This window comes from Gulosibacter macacae (genome assembly GCF_003865375.1).
Taxonomy (GTDB): Bacteria; Actinomycetota; Actinomycetes; order Actinomycetales; family Microbacteriaceae; genus Gulosibacter; species Gulosibacter macacae.
In genome coordinates this window covers 49,402-66,181 of record NZ_RQVS01000006.1, presented here as the reverse complement: position 1 = coordinate 66,181, position 16,780 = coordinate 49,402, and the positions used below count along the sequence as shown (strand labels likewise).

16 protein-coding genes are annotated in these 16,780 nt (G+C 64.9%); 6 read left to right on the top strand and 10 right to left on the bottom strand.

Features of this window, described 5'->3' with window-relative positions; translation table 11 throughout:
- Window positions 1-117 precede the first annotated feature (117 nt).
- Entirely contained in the window at window positions 118-711 is a 594-nt protein-coding gene (locus tag EG850_RS06150; protein ID WP_124971545.1) for an SRPBCC family protein, read from the top strand.
- A gap of 132 nt (window positions 712-843) precedes the next feature.
- Here the strand turns inward: EG850_RS06150 and EG850_RS06145 are convergent, their stop codons facing one another.
- Entirely contained in the window at window positions 844-2,250 is a 1,407-nt protein-coding gene (locus EG850_RS06145) for a maltokinase N-terminal cap-like domain-containing protein (RefSeq protein WP_124971542.1), read from the bottom strand.
- A gap of 93 nt (window positions 2,251-2,343) precedes the next feature.
- Here EG850_RS06145 and EG850_RS06140 point away from each other — a divergent pair, with 93 nt between their 5' ends.
- Complete coding sequence (locus EG850_RS06140; RefSeq protein ID WP_124971539.1) at window positions 2,344-2,862, top strand: 8-oxo-dGTP diphosphatase; 519 nt, start codon at window positions 2,344-2,346, stop codon at window positions 2,860-2,862.
- A 78-nt stretch (window positions 2,863-2,940) separates the two neighbouring features.
- Here the strand turns inward: EG850_RS06140 and EG850_RS06135 are convergent, their stop codons facing one another.
- Entirely contained in the window at window positions 2,941-3,993 is a 1,053-nt protein-coding gene (locus tag EG850_RS06135) for a class I SAM-dependent methyltransferase (RefSeq protein ID WP_124971536.1), read from the bottom strand.
- Window positions 3,990-4,427, bottom strand: a complete 438-nt coding sequence (locus EG850_RS06130) for a pyridoxamine 5'-phosphate oxidase family protein (protein ID WP_214609519.1) — start codon at window positions 4,425-4,427, stop codon at window positions 3,990-3,992. The genes EG850_RS06135 and EG850_RS06130 overlap by 4 nt, the downstream gene beginning before the upstream one ends.
- Window positions 4,428-4,495: 68 nt before the next feature.
- Here EG850_RS06130 and EG850_RS06125 point away from each other — a divergent pair, with 68 nt between their 5' ends.
- The 3 genes from EG850_RS06125 to EG850_RS06115 all read left to right on the top strand — a co-directional run bounded on the left by EG850_RS06125 (window position 4,496) and on the right by EG850_RS06115 (window position 7,558).
- Window positions 4,496-4,954: a DUF3224 domain-containing protein gene (locus tag EG850_RS06125; protein ID WP_124971533.1), complete on the top strand. Its 459-nt coding sequence runs from the start codon at window positions 4,496-4,498 to the stop codon at window positions 4,952-4,954.
- A gap of 116 nt (window positions 4,955-5,070) precedes the next feature.
- Window positions 5,071-6,303 (top strand): NAD-dependent epimerase/dehydratase family protein, encoded by a 1,233-nt coding sequence (locus EG850_RS06120; RefSeq protein ID WP_124971530.1) that lies wholly within the window; start codon window positions 5,071-5,073, stop codon window positions 6,301-6,303.
- A gap of 13 nt (window positions 6,304-6,316) precedes the next feature.
- Entirely contained in the window at window positions 6,317-7,558 is a 1,242-nt protein-coding gene (locus tag EG850_RS06115; protein WP_124971527.1) for a glycosyltransferase, read from the top strand.
- A gap of 12 nt (window positions 7,559-7,570) precedes the next feature.
- Here the strand turns inward: EG850_RS06115 and EG850_RS06110 are convergent, their stop codons facing one another.
- Window positions 7,571-7,930: a hypothetical protein gene (locus EG850_RS06110; RefSeq protein ID WP_124971524.1), complete on the bottom strand. Its 360-nt coding sequence runs from the start codon at window positions 7,928-7,930 to the stop codon at window positions 7,571-7,573.
- Between the two features lie 158 nt (window positions 7,931-8,088).
- Between EG850_RS06110 and EG850_RS06105 the strand changes: the two genes are divergently transcribed.
- A complete protein-coding gene (locus EG850_RS06105) occupies window positions 8,089-9,207 on the top strand; it encodes a hypothetical protein (protein WP_124971522.1) in 1,119 nt (372 codons plus the stop codon).
- Window positions 9,208-9,216: 9 nt separating this feature from the next.
- On the opposite strand, the gene EG850_RS06100 is transcribed toward EG850_RS06105, so the two are convergent.
- From EG850_RS06100 to hemL, 6 genes are all read right to left on the bottom strand, one after another.
- Window positions 9,217-9,585, bottom strand: a complete 369-nt coding sequence (locus tag EG850_RS06100; protein WP_124971519.1) for a hypothetical protein — start codon at window positions 9,583-9,585, stop codon at window positions 9,217-9,219.
- A 73-nt stretch (window positions 9,586-9,658) separates the two neighbouring features.
- Window positions 9,659-10,048, bottom strand: a complete 390-nt coding sequence (locus tag EG850_RS06095; protein ID WP_124971516.1) for a hypothetical protein — start codon at window positions 10,046-10,048, stop codon at window positions 9,659-9,661.
- Window positions 10,045-11,256 (bottom strand): phosphoglycerate dehydrogenase, encoded by a 1,212-nt coding sequence (gene serA, locus EG850_RS06090; protein WP_124971513.1) that lies wholly within the window; start codon window positions 11,254-11,256, stop codon window positions 10,045-10,047. Before serA ends, EG850_RS06095 begins: the two co-directional genes overlap by 4 nt.
- A 113-nt stretch (window positions 11,257-11,369) precedes the next feature.
- Entirely contained in the window at window positions 11,370-12,878 is a 1,509-nt protein-coding gene (locus EG850_RS06085; RefSeq protein WP_214609518.1) for a hypothetical protein, read from the bottom strand.
- Between the two features lie 224 nt (window positions 12,879-13,102).
- Window positions 13,103-14,806: a glycerol-3-phosphate dehydrogenase/oxidase gene (locus EG850_RS06080; RefSeq protein WP_124971510.1), complete on the bottom strand. Its 1,704-nt coding sequence runs from the start codon at window positions 14,804-14,806 to the stop codon at window positions 13,103-13,105.
- A 229-nt stretch (window positions 14,807-15,035) separates the two neighbouring features.
- Window positions 15,036-16,397, bottom strand: a complete 1,362-nt coding sequence (hemL, locus tag EG850_RS06075) for a glutamate-1-semialdehyde 2,1-aminomutase (RefSeq protein ID WP_124971507.1) — start codon at window positions 16,395-16,397, stop codon at window positions 15,036-15,038.
- Window positions 16,398-16,780 lie beyond the last annotated feature (383 nt).

Here is a 16,780-nt window from a genome sequence, read left to right as displayed (position 1 = left end):
TGTTGTTTACCTTTTGTTCACCTATACTTTACCTAGCGGCCTCTTAGGGGTCGACGTCGATCACCCCGATCGGCGGCTCGCCGGAGTCCATCCGGCAGGGAAAAGATAGGAGGCGACATGCCTGAAGTACACAGCTCGATGCAGCGGTTCGGAGAGAACCTCTCGATCGAATTGACGGTGGAGTCGAACCTCGCCCGTACCGAGATTTGGCCCGCCCTCACTGAGCCCGCGCAAATCAGCCGCTGGCTCGGACACACCACCATTCCGCTTGACGAGGTCGGCAGCAACTACGAACTCACCTACCTGAACGGCAGCGACCACGTTGCCAAGGGTGAGGTGCTCGTCGCCAGCGAGCCCGATTCGCTCGTGTGGTCGTGGAACTTCAACGACGGTGTCGACACCGTCGTGCGTTTCTCACTTTCGCCCCGCGAAAACGGTGGCACCACGTTCCACTTCACCCACGAGAACGTGCCCGTTGCCGATGCCGCAGCCGACGCTGCGACCTGGCACGCACAGTTTGAGTTCCTCAGCCGCTGGCTGCTCGACCACATCGCGCTCGGTGCCCACCTGCGCGAGCGTCGTGTGGAGCTCATCCCGCAGTATGAGCGCGAAGTTGAGCTCGTACTCGACCCGAACAGCAAGCTGCACGAGGTTCCGGTTGACACCGACTCGTTGCCGATTGCGACCACGCGCAGCTCTGCCTGGGCGTAGTCACCTGACACCGTGGGGGCGGTGGACCGGTTCGCCGGCCCACCGCCCCCACGCTTTTCCGCTCGTTCCCGCCTAATCCGCGCATTGCAACGCGCGGATTAGGCGGAAGCACGCGGATTAGTGGTCACCGAGCTACGCGTCGGCGAGCAAGCGCTCGATCGCGGCCACCGGGATCGGCAGCCAATCGGGGCGGTGCCGCGCCTCATAGAGCGCCTCATACACGGCCTTGTCGAGTTCATAGGCGGCGAGCAAGATCTCGAGATCAGCCGCCGACGGCGCCTGTTCATCCGCCTCGCCCTGCCCCGCGGCGTAGCCCTCAAGGAAAGCCCGGCGCGACGCCTCGGCCCACTCCCCCGCGACTTCTTCGCCCGCCTGCATCCGCAGGGCACCGGCGACATAGTCGAAGGAGCGGAGCATCCCGGCGACATCGCGCTGGGGCACATCGGGTGCATTGCGCTCGGCGAGCGGCCGCAGCGGCTCGCCTTCAAAGTCGAGGAGCACCCAGCCGCGGTCGGGCACGGCAAGTACCTGCCCGAGGTGATAGTCGCCGTGGATGCGCTGCAGCACCGGCCACTGCGCATCGGCCGCGCGCCCGTAGATGCGCTCAATCGCCTCACCGTGCTCGGCAATCGCCGGCACCTCGACGCGGGCGAGCTCATAGCGTCGCCACATCTGCTCGACGGCGATCTCAATATCAGTTGTCGTCGGAGCCACGCTCGGCATCACCCGGCGCAGCACCTCGTGCACCTCAGCCGTGGCCTCGCCGAGCGTCCGCGCGAGCGGGGTGAAGTCCTCGCCGCCCTCGGCGGCGCGCAACGCAACCCGCCAGGCATCCTCCACACCCGCGAAAAACTCCTGTGCAAAGGCGAGATGCCCCGAAACCTGGCCCTCATCTTCTGACCACACACCCGCGAGCTGGCCGAAGGTCGGCGGTACCCGCAGCGAACCGGCGGCCGCGAGCGCCGTCTGCAGTGTCACATCCGGGTTATCGCCCGCGTGCAGGTGGCGGAAGATCTTGATGATGAGCGGCACCGCTTCCTCGCCATCATCGCCGCGCAACTCGCAGACGATCGAGGTATTCGATTGCTCACCCTGCAGCACTCGAGCGGTGACGAACTCACCGACTCGCGAACCCGGCATTGGCTGGCCGTAGACGCGCACTGGCTCGGCACCGTTCGGGGTCGGGCCACCGACCACCTCTGCCTCATCGCTGATGAGCCGGATGAGTGCCCGCGCGAACGCCGGATCATGTGCGCCGTCGACGAGCGAAGCGCGACTCGACTGTTCACCTACCGCACCGATGTAGCCGAGGGCAGGCATGGCTGAGTCGATATCGCGAATAACAAGGGGCACCTGGTAGGTGGCCTGCGTCGCGTCATCGCGCACGAGGGCGACCGTGATCAGCCGCAAACCCGGCTCAGGTGCGGCCGGGGCAAGCTCAAAACTCCCCAACAACCGCAATTGTGCGGCCTCTCCCCGACCCGCGTACCATCGCTGCAGCGGCATCCAGCCACCGAGCAGTTCGAGCACATCCTGCATTTCGCCTCCCGTATTGCTCCCGCCCCACGGTAGTGGCGCGCGCCTTGGCGCCGCCCGATTCCGGCGGCGAGGCGAGCGGTCTACGCTTGGCACATGGCTCTTCCGCAGGTGTGTGTCGCCTACCTGCTCCGCGATGGCGCGGACGGTATCGAAGTGTTGCTCGGACGCAAGAAGCTCGGACTCGGCGCTGGCAAACTCGTGGGGCTCGGCGGCAAGCTCGAACCCGGCGAGCATCCTCGGCGCGCGACAATTCGCGAGATAGAAGAGGAGGCGGGGCTCTTCGTTGACATTGCGGCGTTGCGGCACACGGGCCTACTCACCTATCTCTTCCCGACGAAGCCGTCATGGTCACAGGAGTCGTGGGTGTACCTCTGCCGCGAGTGGATCGGCGAACCTGTCGAATCAGACGAGCTCGTGCCCGAGTGGTTTGCGCTCGACGCGATTCCCTATGACGAAATGTGGTCGGATGCGCGCCACTGGCTCCCGTTCGCGCTCGCTGGCGAGTTCGTGCGCAAGAGCTTTATCTTCGGCGCTGATTTGTCGAGCGCGGTGGCCAGTGATGACCCGGCGACCGGTTTGCCTCCGGTGCCGCCGCCCGGGTCACTCGGCTAGGGCCGCATTTCTGTCACCGTGGAGTGCCCTCGAGGTGGAGTTACCTCAAGGGCACGCAGGCGTGACAAGAACGCAACGCTACCGCCGCGTCGTCAGCGTCACCGTGAACTTCGCGGTGCGATCAAGCTGCCGGGTATGCCCGACGATGCGCTCGAGATGCTGGCGGTGCTTGAGGTGTGAGTTGAACACCGTGACGATCATGCCGCCGGGTCGCAGCATCCGCGCCGCTGCCGCAAAAAGCCGATTCGCCATGCCGGGGTCGACATCTCGACCGTCGTGGAATGGCGGATTGCAGAGGATGAGGTCGACCGTGCCATCGGCAATCCCGGCCCCAGCGTCGGCACGCAAGATCTCGACCTCAAGGCCGTTCGCTGCCGCCGTCGCCGCGGCCGAAGCGACCGCCGACCATGCGCGATCGGTTGCGATCACGCGCGCCTCCGGGAACTCTCGCGCCGAGGCGCAGGCAAGCACGCCCGTGCCGCAACCGAGATCGACCACTACCGCTGGGTCACCAAGATCAACACCGTCAAGCGCGTCAATCAGCGCCCGGGTGCCGAGGTCGTAGGCCGCACCGGCAAAGGCGCCACCGTGCGCCCGCACTTCGAGATCGAGTTCGGGGATGCGGCCCACGAGCGGATACCGCGGCGTGAGCCCCGCACGCGGTTCCGTCGCAACAAGTGCTCGCGACTTCCGGTGTCCACGCGATCCGCGCACCGAACCAAACGACTGGCCGAGCGCATCGTTCATCGAGTGCACGAGGTGCTGTTGCCGCGCGCCCAGAATGACGCGTACTGCTGGGTCTGCGAATTGCGCCGCCACCTCACCGAGTTCATCCAATGCCGCGAGAGTTTTCGGCAGGCGACCGACGACGAGTTCGACGTCCGCAGCCCAGCCACGCTCAAGACCAAACGCCGAAGCGCCAGCGGGTAGTGCCTCCGAACCATCGTCGTCAAAGACGCGCACCTCGCGTGCCCCAAGCTCAAGCAAGGCCGCCGCAAACAAGCCCTCCGGGTCGTCGGCAACGGCTACGACCTCGGGCACGCCACCGGTCGCGAGCGCTTCGCGCACGACCACTTCAACGACCGGGTCGTCGGCAGTGAAGTCGACGCCCGGTTCATCCGCCTCACTCACGCGATGGTCTCGGGCTCTGCCTCGGGTTCATTGCCAAGCACGAAACGGCGGCCGTCGAGTCGATCAATCGTGATCTCAACGAACACGCGCTTCACCGTGGGAATGAGTGGTCGCAGGTCGAGCGACTCAGCCTCGGCCACCTCGGCCTCGCCCTCGAGAATGCGCGCGGTACCGCGGGCCACGACGCTCCACGCCGAATGCTCCGAGACATAGTCGGTTTCAAGGATGATCTCGTCGGCGGCGACGAGACCCGCGAGCTTCGTGCCCGGAGCGGTACGGAAGACGATGCGCTTGCCATCGCTCCAGAAGTTGATGGGGAACACTTCGATGCGCTCGCCAATGCGCTCCACCAGGCGTCCCAGCGACTGCGACGAGAGCAGTTTCTGGTTCTCCTCGGCCGAGAGCGGGAGCATTACGTCCTGGTAGTCAGTCATGGCTCCAGGGTGCCACGTTGCCCTGTGAGGCGGATGCGTTTCCCAGCCGCTACTGCCACGCTTTCGACATGCGCGCATCTGGAGTCTTCCGCATTGAATCTTGGGACGCGAACGGTCGGGCCGTCGACGTCACCACCGCCGCACCGCTCGGCGGCGCCTTCATTGTCCGCGTCGTCGAAGGCGAGTCGCTTCGCGGCAGCAGCCAGGTGCTCTTCGCCGGGGCTTTTAACGAGTCGGTCGGCTCCGGCACCTATGTTGCGATCGATGCCTTCGAGGGTGAGATTCTCGGTCGCACCGGCACCCTCAGCTTTTGGCACACCTCGACGCTCACGCGCGGGCAGTTCAATGACGCGGATGCGGTGCTCAAGATCGTGCCCGACTCCGGTACCGGCGCGCTTACCGGCGCCCGCGGCTCCGGCCGCATCATTGGTGGCGGTGACGAGGAGGTACTCGAGCTCGACATCGAGTTCGATGATGACGCCGACCTCATCGACGGCGAGGCGGCCGCTGGGCGGCTTGAACCATAGCGCATCCAGGCATTTCCAGACTGCGTCACAATTCAGCCACCGTTAACGCGCCCGCCTAACATGGGGTGAGTTTCCGAGAGTTGAGCGCGGCCTCGCCGCGGGTGATGGAGTTACACGTGAAGATCGCAATCCTTGGTGGCGACGGGTTCTGCGGCTGGCCGACGGCCCTCCATCTCTCGAACGTCGGTCACGATGTCGTCATTGTCGACAACCTTTCGCGTCGCCGTATCGACGAAGAGCTCGGTGCCGAGTCGCTCACTCCGATCGCCTCGATCGAAGAGCGTGTCGCCACCTGGCAAGAACTCACTGGCAAGCAGCTGCGCTTCGAGAGCATTGACGTCGCGCAGGACTACGACAAGCTCGTCAACTTCATTCGCGATGAAGAACTCGACGCCATGGTGCACTTTGCCGAGCAGCGTGCCGCGCCCTACTCGATGAAGTCACCGAAGAACAAGCGCTACACCGTCGACAACAACGTCAACGCCACGAACAACGTACTTACCGGCATCGTCGACTCGGGTCGCGATGTGCACCTCGTGCACCTCGGCACCATGGGCGTCTACGGCTACGGCACCGCGGGCATGAAGATTCCCGAGGGCTACCTCGACATTGAGGTGACCGCCGACGAAGACGAGCAGGGCAACCCCACCGAGCCCCACCGCATCCCGCAGCAGATTCTCTACCCGACGAACCCGGGCTCGGTCTACCACCTCACCAAGGTGCTCGACCAGAACCTCTTCGCCTACTACGCGAAGAACGACAAGCTGCGCATCACCGACCTGCACCAGGGCATCGTGTGGGGCACGAACACCGCTGAAACGGCCCTCGACGAGCGCCTCATCAACCGCTTCGACTACGACGGCGACTACGGCACGGTGCTCAACCGCTTCCTCATGCAGGCTGCGGTCGGTTACCCGCTCACGGTGCACGGCACCGGTGGCCAGACGCGTGCGTTCATCCACATCCAAGACACGGTGCGCTGTGTTGAGATCGCGCTCACGAACCCGCCGGCTGCCGGCGACCGAGTGATGATCTTCAACCAGATGACCGAGACGCACCGTGTGCGCGATCTCGCCGAACTTATTGCGAAAATCGCGGATGCAAAGGTCGAGCTTGTGCCGAACCCGCGCAATGAGGCGGCCGAGAACGAGTTGCATGTGCGCAACGAGACGTTCCTTGACCTCGGTCTCAACCCGACGAAGCTCGCCGAGGGCCTGCTGCTCGAGGTCACTGAGATCGCGCGCAAGTACGCTGATCGCGCCGACCACTCGAAGATTCCGGCCACCTCGCTCTGGACGCAGAACCAGCAAGCTGGCGTGCCCGCTTCAGTCTCGGCGCCGGTCGCCTAAGTAGCGCGACCCAATGCGCATCGCCATCTTCACCGAGGTCTTCTTGCCGAAGATCGACGGCGTGGTGACCCGGGTGTTGCGCACGGTCGAACAGCTCACGGCGCTTGGGCACGAAGTGCTCATTTTCGCGCCCGGGGATGCGCCGTCGAACTACGCCGGAGCCCGCGTCGTGCGTGTGAACTCGTTTTCGGCACGGCCCTGGTATCCCGAGCTCAAGGTGGGCTTGCCGACGCCGAATATTGCCCGCGAGGTCGAGGAGTTTGCGCCGCATGTGGTGCATCTCGTGAATCCCGTGGCGCTGGCGGCATACGGTTCGCTTTCGGCCGCGCGCCGCGATCTGCCGATGCTCTCGTCGTTTCACACCGATACACCGAAGTACGCGGATGCGTTGGGGCTCGGGCCGATTCGCCGGGCGGGTACAAAGTACATCCGCTGGATTCATAACCTTGCCGAGGTGAACCTCTGCACCTCGCCGCAGATGGTCGAGCGGGCGCAGGATCTCGGCATCGAGCGCGTGGACCTCTGGCCAAAAGCGATCGATACGGTCGGCTATCGTCCCGATCGGGCATCGGCCGAGATGCGCGAGCGGCTCACCGATGGAAACCCCGACGACAAGCTGATGATCTACATCGGCCGCATGTCGAAAGAGAAGCAGCTGCGCGAGCTGGTGGAGCCGATTCGCCAGCTCGGACCGCGCGGGGTGCGGCTTGCGATGGTCGGCTCGGGCCCCGATCGCGATGAGCTCGAGCGCGATTTCGCCGGCACGAACACGGTGTTCACGGGCTATATGTCAGGGGATGCGTTGGCTGCGGCGTTTGCGTCGGCCGATGTGTTTGCGTTCCCCTCGCGCACGGAGACGCTCGGGTTTGTGGCGTTGGAGTCGATGGCCTCGGGCGTACCCGTCGTCGGCGCGCGAGCGGGCGGCATCCCGTTCGCAGTGACCGAGGGGTCGAGCGGACTGCTCTATGAGCCGGGCAATGTGGCTGAGTTCGTGGCGAAGCTCGAGTCGCTGCTCTTCGACGCTGAGTTGCGCACGCCGATGGGGTCAGCCGGCCGACTCGAAGCCAAGCAGTACTCGTGGCGCGCGGCGACTGAGCGCTTGGTCGACTTCTACGAGCTCGCGATCGATCGCCACTGGGCGCGATCGAACACGCTCTCGACCTACTCACTGCCCATGCGATTGTTCGGCACACCGCTCCCGCGGCCAACCGATCTGCGCCGCGAACTCACCGACGAGGTTGCCGAGAACCTCTAGGCCGGTGCCCCACTACCCGCCTGCCTTGATCGGGTTGGCGATGAGCCAAAAGACGCCGAGCGAGAGATACGCAACGAGCGGGATCGCGAAGCCCCAGGTGGCCATGGGCCCGTACTTACCCTTGGTGTACCCGGCACCCAGCCAAATGGCGACCAGTGAGAGCGGCACCGCTGCCCCGCCAAGACCCAGCCCCATCATCGCGAGCCCCATGCCCGCATAGCTCGGCGAATCGTTGATGATGATGGTGTCAATGATGACCGCGCCGAAGAACGGCAGGCTGCCCAGAATGCCGAGCACGAGTGTCCACGTGGCGCGACCCTTTGAGGGTGTGCCGTCGAAGGGCCGCTTCGCGACTTGGGGTTCGCCGGTCATGGCAGTAGCTTGACGCATCTACCGCGACGGATGCTGAGGGCGCGTGCCAACGGCGCGTGCTGAGAGCAAGGATGCGCGCGCCACTAGCATTGGGGCCTGTCCCCACTGAGGTCGGCGGGCCAACGTCATGAGAGCTGGAGGCGCAGATGAGCACCCGCGTGAGTCGAACCCGCGTCGTTGCGCTCGCGACACCGGGCTGGCTCAAGCGGCAATTGCGTCGGCAGCGCTTCACGACGGCGGCGACGCTCTTCATCACGTTTCTGCTGGTACCCCTCCCGTTCGGGTTCATCGCCGAGGTCTTTCATTCGAAGTCGGCGCCGCTGGTTGCTGCGCTCAACGCCGGGCTGTGGAACTCGAACACGATCATCATGCTCGCCGCCGCGGTCACGCTCGTGGCGACCATCCTCATCCCAACCGTGATCGCCACGCGCCGCGATGCCGAGTACGGCGACGGGCTCTCGGAGTTCCTCGAAAACCTCGGTGCGCTCGCGTCGACGGCAGTTGGCTTGATCGCGATTCTGCTCGGGTGGGTGCGCTTCCTCGCGATGTTTCACAACAAGCCGCTCGTCTCACCAGCAAATCTCACGCACGCCGGAGAAACCCTCTGCGCTGTGCTCATCGGTGCACTTGCCTGCGGCCTCTTCGCCGCCAACCGGGTCGATCTCGCATCCGTTCGCGACTCGCTCGCCCGAGACCGTGGCGAGTTGCGACGCCTACGCACACTCGATCAGCAGCTGGCTCGGCACGCCCGCACGGATGCGCACAATCGCATCCAGCGCACGAGCCGACTGTGGTGGGCAATTGCGATTGGCACCACGCTCATCGCCGTCACGATTTTCATGTCTTTGGATGCGTGGGTCGCTGCCGCCGCGGCCACACTCGTGTTTGCGCTTGTCGTACTGCCGCTCTGGCATAGCGACTTCGGCCGCTTTCCGCAGAGTCGCCCCGCTGACGGGATGCTCGGACGCATCGCGTTTTGGGTGGGGCTACTTCTCGTGGTCATCACCGCGCAACTTGCCGTCATCTTCGACTTCGAGTTCATTGAGTACGACGCGGGCCTCGGCATCGTGATTTCCCTCCTGCAGGTGGTCGTGCCGCTCATCGCCTGGTTTGCGCTCGAAGGCGACCTGCGCCGCATCCTCAGCTCGGGCACGCGCATCCCGCTGCACAGCGACCGCCAGCGGCGCGTGCTGGCAGGCAAGATTGCCTGGCTGGAACTCGGCATCGCGCAGCATGAACTCCTCGAAGATCGGCTGGGCCAGGCGATGCGGCACTAGCCGCGCGGTTCAGAAGCGCGAGCCGTAGATCATCGTGATGATGAGCGAAAAGATGCCGTAGGCCGCGAGCGCTCCGATCGGCAGCCAGAAGCCAATCTGCGTGGCGCGACCGAGCCTGCCTTGCGATTGACGAAATCCGAGGATGAGCGTGATGACGAACATCGGGATGATGAGCCACCAGGTGAGCGCGAGCACCATTGACCCGAATCCCCGATAGTTCGGGGAATCAGCGAGAATCACGAGTTCGATGACAATCGCCGCGAGAAACGGCAGCGCCGACAGGATGCCGAGAATGAGCGTCGCGCTTGCCCGTCCCGGTGACGGCGTCCGCGGCCCGCGGCTTGCCTCGGGCAGTGAATCAAGCGGCCGGTTCGACATGCCCCCATGGTGTCACGCGGACTTGTGCGGCCCTGGGCAGATTGAAGGCGCGTTCGCGAGTCCTAGTAACTGGCTATTGGGTCGAGACGGCGACCGCAAGGAACGCGATGAAGAGCATCCAGATCGTGGCGAACACTGGCAAGAGGAATCCCCACCGGCCGAGGCGCGCGAACTTCCGGTCGTCGTCACGGAACTTCACGCCCATGACCATGGCGATCACGCCTGCGGGGAGCGCGAACCAGCCGGTCCACATGATCGCGAGGAAGATAACGAGCGGAGCATACGCTGGTGAATCGGCCAGCGTGCCGACCACCATCACCGTCGACATCAGCGATGGAATCGCCGACACGATACCGAGCACGAGCGCAGTGACGGCGCGCGAACGCGGCGGCAACTCGGCGGGTTCCGTCGAGCTGCCGCCCGGTGCCGGCTCGCTTGCCGGCACTGTGGAGGGTTCGGTCACGCGCCGCGCAGTTCGCCCACGACGCTGAGGCGCGTCGTGGCCGGAAGTGCGCGGATCGCATCGATCGCTTCTTGCGGTACGCCGTTGCCGCAGTCGGTGACCACATAGCCGTAGCCGTCGCGGGTCGCGAGGTGCTGGCTGTCAATGTTCACGCCGTACTCGCCAAGCACCGAGTTGACGTGCGCGAGCACGCCCGGCTCGTTGCGGTGCAGGTGCAGTAGGCGTGCGCCGCTCTTGAGCTTGTCGAGCTGCACCTCGGGCAGGTTCACCGACATGTAGGTCGAGCCGGTCTTCACGTAGTCGCGGAACTTCCCGGCAACAAAGCGGCCGATGTCTTCCTGCGCCTCGGCAGTTGAGCCGCCGATGTGCGGGGTGAGAATCACGTTCGGGATGCCCTGGAGCACCGACTCGAACGGGTCGCCCGCCTTCTTCGGCTCGACCGGGAACACGTCGACACCGGCGCCAGCAATGTGACCCGAGAGCAGTGCATCCCGCAGTGCCTCGAGGTCGACGAGGTGACCGCGCGAGAGGTTGAGGAAGAGCGTGCGGGGGCGCATCATCGCAAAGGTCTCGCGATCGAACATGTTCTTGTTCTCGGCGCGACCGTCAACGTGCACCGAAACCGTCTCAACGGTTTCGAGCAGCTCTTCAAGCGTCGAGCAGCGCACCGCATTGCCGAGCGCGAGGCGGTCGACAATGTCGTAGAAGTAGACGCGCATGCCGACCGATTCGGCGAGCACCGAGAGCTGCGAACCGATGTTGCCGTAGCCGACGATGCCGAGCGTGCGACCGCGCACCTCGTGCGAGCCCTTCGCGGTCTTGTCCCAGAGGCCATCGTGCATCTTGCGGTTGTGGTCGCCGATGTGACGGGCGAGGTTGATGATCTCGCCAAGGGCCAGCTCAACGACCGAGCGGGTGTTCGAGTAGGGCGCGTTGAACACGACGGTCGAAGTCTCGGCTGCGGCGTCGAGGTCGATCTGGTTCGTGCCGATGCTGAACGCGCCAACCGAGATGAGGTCGGGGCGGGCTTCGAGCACGCGACGGGTGACCATGGTCTTCGAGCGGATGCCGAGGAGGTCGACTCCCTCGAGCGCTTCGATCAGCTCGTTCTCGTCGAGTGCGCCCTTGCGCGTTTCGACCTCGATTCCCTCCCCTTCAAGCAGGCGGGCGGCGTCGGGGTGGATGTTTTCGAGGAGCAGCGCTTTCACGATTTTCCAGTCTAGTCACTGGGCAGGATGCGCCGGCGTGAACAATGCCAGTGAAGTCGAGGGGGTGGCCACTCGCACATATGCGAGTGGCCACCCCCTCGACTTAGCGTCGCCTAGCTTGGCGTTGACTTGTTCCTTTCGGGATCGTCGTCATTAGGCTCGTCGTCTCGCCGTGGCACCGATGAAGGATCAGTAGCGGGTGTTTCCCCAGAAATGAGGACGTCGCCGCCCGGCGCGGCTTCGACAAGCTCTTCGAGCGGCGTGAGTGTGCCGTCACGCTTGCTGGTGAAGAAGCTACGGCCGTACACCACGAGCACCAAGATGATGCCAGTGACGAAGCCCCAAGTTGCTCCCTGGGTTGCCAGCACCGCTCCGGTGACGCCTGCGATTCCTAGATCCGTTTGGTTACGCGCTTCCATAATGCCGACGCGTACACTCACGAACCCTTGAATTACGAGCGTGAGGGCAAGCGCGACACCAAGGATCGGTTGCACGAGGGTGACGATGGGAAGAAGCAGGAGACCGGTGTTCGTTCCCCAACGAAACGAACCCGACCCACCAAAGATCGAACGCATGGCATTGCGTCCCTGCTTGTAGCGCTCAACGATAACGACGTGCATTGCAGCCCAAAGCGGACCGCACATGGCCACATCCGGGCCGATGATCGACATAACCGCGTTGCGACCGCCGAAGATGAGGTGAGCACGGTTCGGGTTGTAGACCACAGCTTCGTCGCGACGAACGCCGTCGGCTTCGGCGAGCACAGCCTTGGCTTGCAGCACGTCGCCGAACACCACGATGTAGGCGGCGAGCATTGTTGGAATTGCCGTAAGGAACATGTGGGCCGGTGGGATTCCGACGCCAAACACCGTGTACTGGCTCCAAAGCGTGGCGAAGTCGGGCCAGCTAATGCCCCACTCAATGTTCGGCCACGGTGCCTCGCCAGCCAGGGGCGCGACAATCACCGCGACAAGAATTGATGGCAGGATACCCAGCGAACCGAGCAGCATCCATCCCCTTGACTGCTGGCGTAGCTTTTGGAAGCCCTTCGAGTACATCAGTAGGAATGCGAGTCCAACTGCAACCGTGATTGTGATTGGGAACAGGTGGAAGCGACCACCTTCAGCGAACACCGAATAGATCGCCGAGAAGCCTGCGCCGACGATGATGCCAGCTCGTAGTGCGGGTGGGATGAACTGGACCACACGCGAAGCGAGCCCAGTTGCACCGAGCGTGATTGAGAACACTCCCAACAAGAGTTGGAACGCAATAAGCGCTTGCACCCTTTCCTCGCCTACTGGGAAGGTTTCGCAATACGCGACGAGCAACGGGATTGCGGGAGTAATCCAGCCTGGGACAACTGGGTCACCTAGGAGGTGATGCGTGAGATAGAGCAACCCGTTGAGTAGCACGACGGCCAATGCCGCCTCGAACGGCATCTCCAGCAGATCGACCATGAGTGGGATCGCCGCGAGGTCCACAGCACACATAACCAGACCCTGGGTGTAGTCCGGCCACTCGATTCGATAGTGCACAAATGGCAAGCGAACCTCGAAGGGGCCAGCCTTCCAATGGGGTGATACTTCGCCGATACCTTCTTGTGGTGACGGTGTCGCCGTCATGACCTTCCTTTCCGCTTGAACACCCGCAGGATCGCTTCAAGGCGTCCCACGCAGGATTTCCACAGCATCATTTCAGACAGAGCGAACGTGAATGTGCCTTGTTTTCACGGAATTTCAGCCATGCTTCGGAACCGACCCTGGTCCACACGAATACAGACGGAGTGCGCGAGTTGCCCGTGGGTCCGGGGTATGGACCTGACGGATGGTGGCGGTATCTGCGCCGGCTACGCCTCGGGCGCGAGGCCGCCGTTCACCACATCCACCCGGTGTCGCGTGGCGAGCAACTCGATGATGCTCGTGACCTCGGCATCGATGGTCGCCGCATCCCAGTCGAGCACCGGCGCAATCACCGCAGCGATCTCGCGCAGCGCCGCAACCGTGAGCCCACCAAGGAAGGCGAGCGGCGTACGGCGCAGCACCACATCGGCGAGCGTCACCACCTGTTCCTCGCGCGCAAGCCAGGCGAGTTCTTGCGCGAACCAGCCGGGCACCTGCGAGAGTTCAGCCGCATCCACGGGAATCTCGGCGAGTAGGTGCCGGGCACGGGTGCCGTAGCGATCGAGCATCCGCTCGGCGAGTGCGAGCGGATGACCGGATGCGTGCCGTTGCAGCCAGGCAGCGCGCCGTTTCGCGGTGGTCGGGAAGCCGATGCCGCCGCCGATGAGGTTCGATTTCGTGTCGCGACGACGATCTGCCCCTATGACGTCCATGGCTTCGGCGGCGAGGCGGGCACCGAGCGCGCGGAAGGTGGTCCACTTACCGCCGACAAGGCTGAGGAGAGGCGTCGCGCCGAGCGAGGCGCGCTCGATGCGATAGTCGCGCGAGACGAATCCCGGCGCGAGGCCCTCGTGGCTTGGCAGCGGCCGGATGCCCGCGAAGGTGTACACGATATGCGAGCGATTCACCTCGATGCCGGGGAGCACGTGGCGCACGAGTCCGAAGAAGTAATCGATTTCAGCATCGGTGCACACCGGCGTCTCGCGCACATCGGTGTCGAGGTCGGTGGTGCCGACGAGCACGCGGCCCTTGAGCGGGTAGATGAGCACGATGCGGCCATCGGAGTTCTCGAAGAAGAGCTCGTGACCGCGGGTGGCGGCGAGGAGTTCCGGATGATCGAGCACGATGTGCGACCCCTTGGTGCCGCCGAGGAAGCGGGTGGTGAGCCCGAGCGCTTCGTTCGTGAGGTCAGTGAAGGGGCCACTCGCGTTGATCACGAGATCGGCGCGGATTTCGAACTCTTCGCCGGTGCGCGCATCCCGCACGACGACGGCACCGTCGCGGGAGCCGACCGCCGCAAGGTAGTTCGCCGCGCGGCCGCCACCCTGGATGCCGTCGGCAAGCACATCGAGCGCGAGCCGCTCGGGGTCGTGCATCGAGGCGTCGTAGTAGGTAGCGGTAAAGCGCAGGCCCGGGTTGAGGTCGGGGTAGGCGCGCAGGGATGCGCCGCGAGTGCGGAAGCGGTGCAACGGCACGGCGCCGCGGCCGCGCGAGAACAGGTCGTAGATGCTCAGGCCGATGGCGATAAGTACCGCGCCGCGCTCGTGGCGTTCGCCCGCGCGGTGGGTGAACAGTAGCCGCTTTGGCGCCGCGAGAATGCCCGCCCAGGTGCGGAAGATGGGGATGGTGGTGACGAGTGGCTTGACCACGTGCGGGGCGTTGCGCAGCAGCAGATTGCGTTCGACGACCGCCTCGTGCACGAGTCGAAACTCGCCGTTTTCGAGATAGCGGATGCCACCGTGCACCATGTGGCTCGAGGCTGAGGAGGCACCAGAGACAAAGTCGTCACGCTCGACGAGCGCGACGTCGACACCCTGGGTGACGAGCTCGCGGAAGGTGGCAAGCCCGTTGATGCCGCCGCCGATGATGAGGACTTCGGCGTGCGGCCGCGCTTGCAGGGCGGCGACGTTCTCGCGTGTGGGGGCTCGCATCCGCTCATTTTGGCAGTGTGCGGTAACGGTTGGCTTCACACGGTTGGCGGTGGGGTGACGGGATGCGGCTTGGCGGCTGCGCGTCATCCCCTCATCGCCGTGACCACCGCCCAGGATGAGGGGAGGTCACGGTCATCGAGGGATGTCACCAGCGAGCCTCCCGCGAACGAAGGGACGACACGGCAACGAGGGGATCTCAGCCCCTCGCCACCGCATCAAACGTGCGGCGTTACGGGCGCGTCACCGCGGCGGCCGCATCGGCAGCCGCCGGGAGTGCAGCTTCGATTGCCGCGAGCGCATCCTCGTCGTGTGCCGATGAGAGGAACCACGCCTCGAAGACACTCGGCGGCAGGTTCACGCCTGCGTCGAGCATGGCGTGGAAGAAGGCCGGGTAGCGCCACGATTCCTGACGCTTGACCTCATCCTCGTTCGTCGGAGCGCTCACGCCGAATTCGTCGCGACCCGTCCAGCCGAGCGCCTCGCCGTCACCGAAAGCAAACGAGAAGAGGTTGCGCACGCGCTGTACGGCCACCGGCAGTCCAACGCGCGCAAACTCGCGTCGGGCTGCGGCAATGATGCGGTCGGATGCGGCATCAATCGTCGCGTAGACCTCATCGGTCGCGAGGCGCAGCGTCGCGATACCGGCGGCGACGGCCACCGGGTTGCCGCTCAGCGTGCCTGCTTGGTAGACGGCGCCGAGGGGTGCGAGGTGGTCCATGATTTCGCGGCGGGCCCCGAGACCGGCGACGGGCATCCCGCCACCGATGACCTTGCCGAAGGTGTAGATATCGGCCTGCCAGCCACCACGCTCGGGGTCTTCCTGCTCGCGGCCCCACCAGCCGGCAGGTCCCGTGCGGAAACCGGTGAGCACCTCATCGCAAATGAGGAGCGCACCGTTGTCGTGGCAGATCGCCGCGAGGTCGCGGTTGAAGCCCGGTGCCGGGGGCACGACACCCATGTTCGCGGGGCTCGCTTCGGTGATGACCGCGGCGATGCGGCCCTCATGCTCGGCGAACGCGGCGCGCACGGCGTCGAGGTCGTTGTAGGGCACGACGATGGTCTGCGCGGTGATGGCTTCGGGCACACCGGCAGACCCCGGCAGCGCAAGGGTGGCGAGGCCCGAGCCGGCGGCTGCGAGCAGGCCGTCGGAGTGGCCGTGGTAGCAGCCGGCGAACTTCACGATGAGGTCGCGGCCAGTTGCGCCGCGAGCGAGGCGGATTGCAGTCATGGTCGCCTCAGTGCCGGTCGAGACGAGGCGCACCTCATCAACGCCCGAACCCTCGAGGCGCTTCACGATGGCTTCGGCGAGCTCAACTTCACCGGGGGTCGAGCCACCCGGGCACATCATCTTGGCTGCGGTGTCTTGCACGGCCGCCACGACCTCAGGATGCGAGTGGCCAAGTAGCAGGGGACCCCAGCCGCAGATGAGGTCGACGCGGCGGTTCCCGTCAACATCGGTGATCCAGGCTCCGTCAGCCTCGGCCGTGAAGGTCGGGGTGCCGCCCACTGAGCCGAACGCACGCACGGGCGAGTTCACCCCACCCGGAGTTACAGCGCGGGCGCGGTCGAACCAGTCGGCAGAAGTGGTCATGGCGTGGCTCCTCAAGACACGGATGCAGGACTCTCCATCGTAGGCCGGTGTCGTGAGTGCGTTGCGAGGTGGCGGGGTCAGCATGTTGCATCGGCCGCACCTCTGGCGCGCTTCGACCTCACCCCGCGCGCTTTGACCTCACCTCGTCCGCCGCGCCCGGCCGCTCGCACGCTGAGGCCGACCGCCAGCCGGACGAGTCCTAATCCGCGCGCTTCCGACTAATACGCCCGCTGCAGCGCGCGTATTAGTCGGAAGCGCGCGTATTAGTGGGATAGGAGCATGCGGAATCCGCCGGAGGCCGCGCGCCGAGATCCGTAGCGCACCAGTCAGCGGCACCTAACGTGAGCCACCACCCATGCGATGAGGACTCGACGCGCATTGCG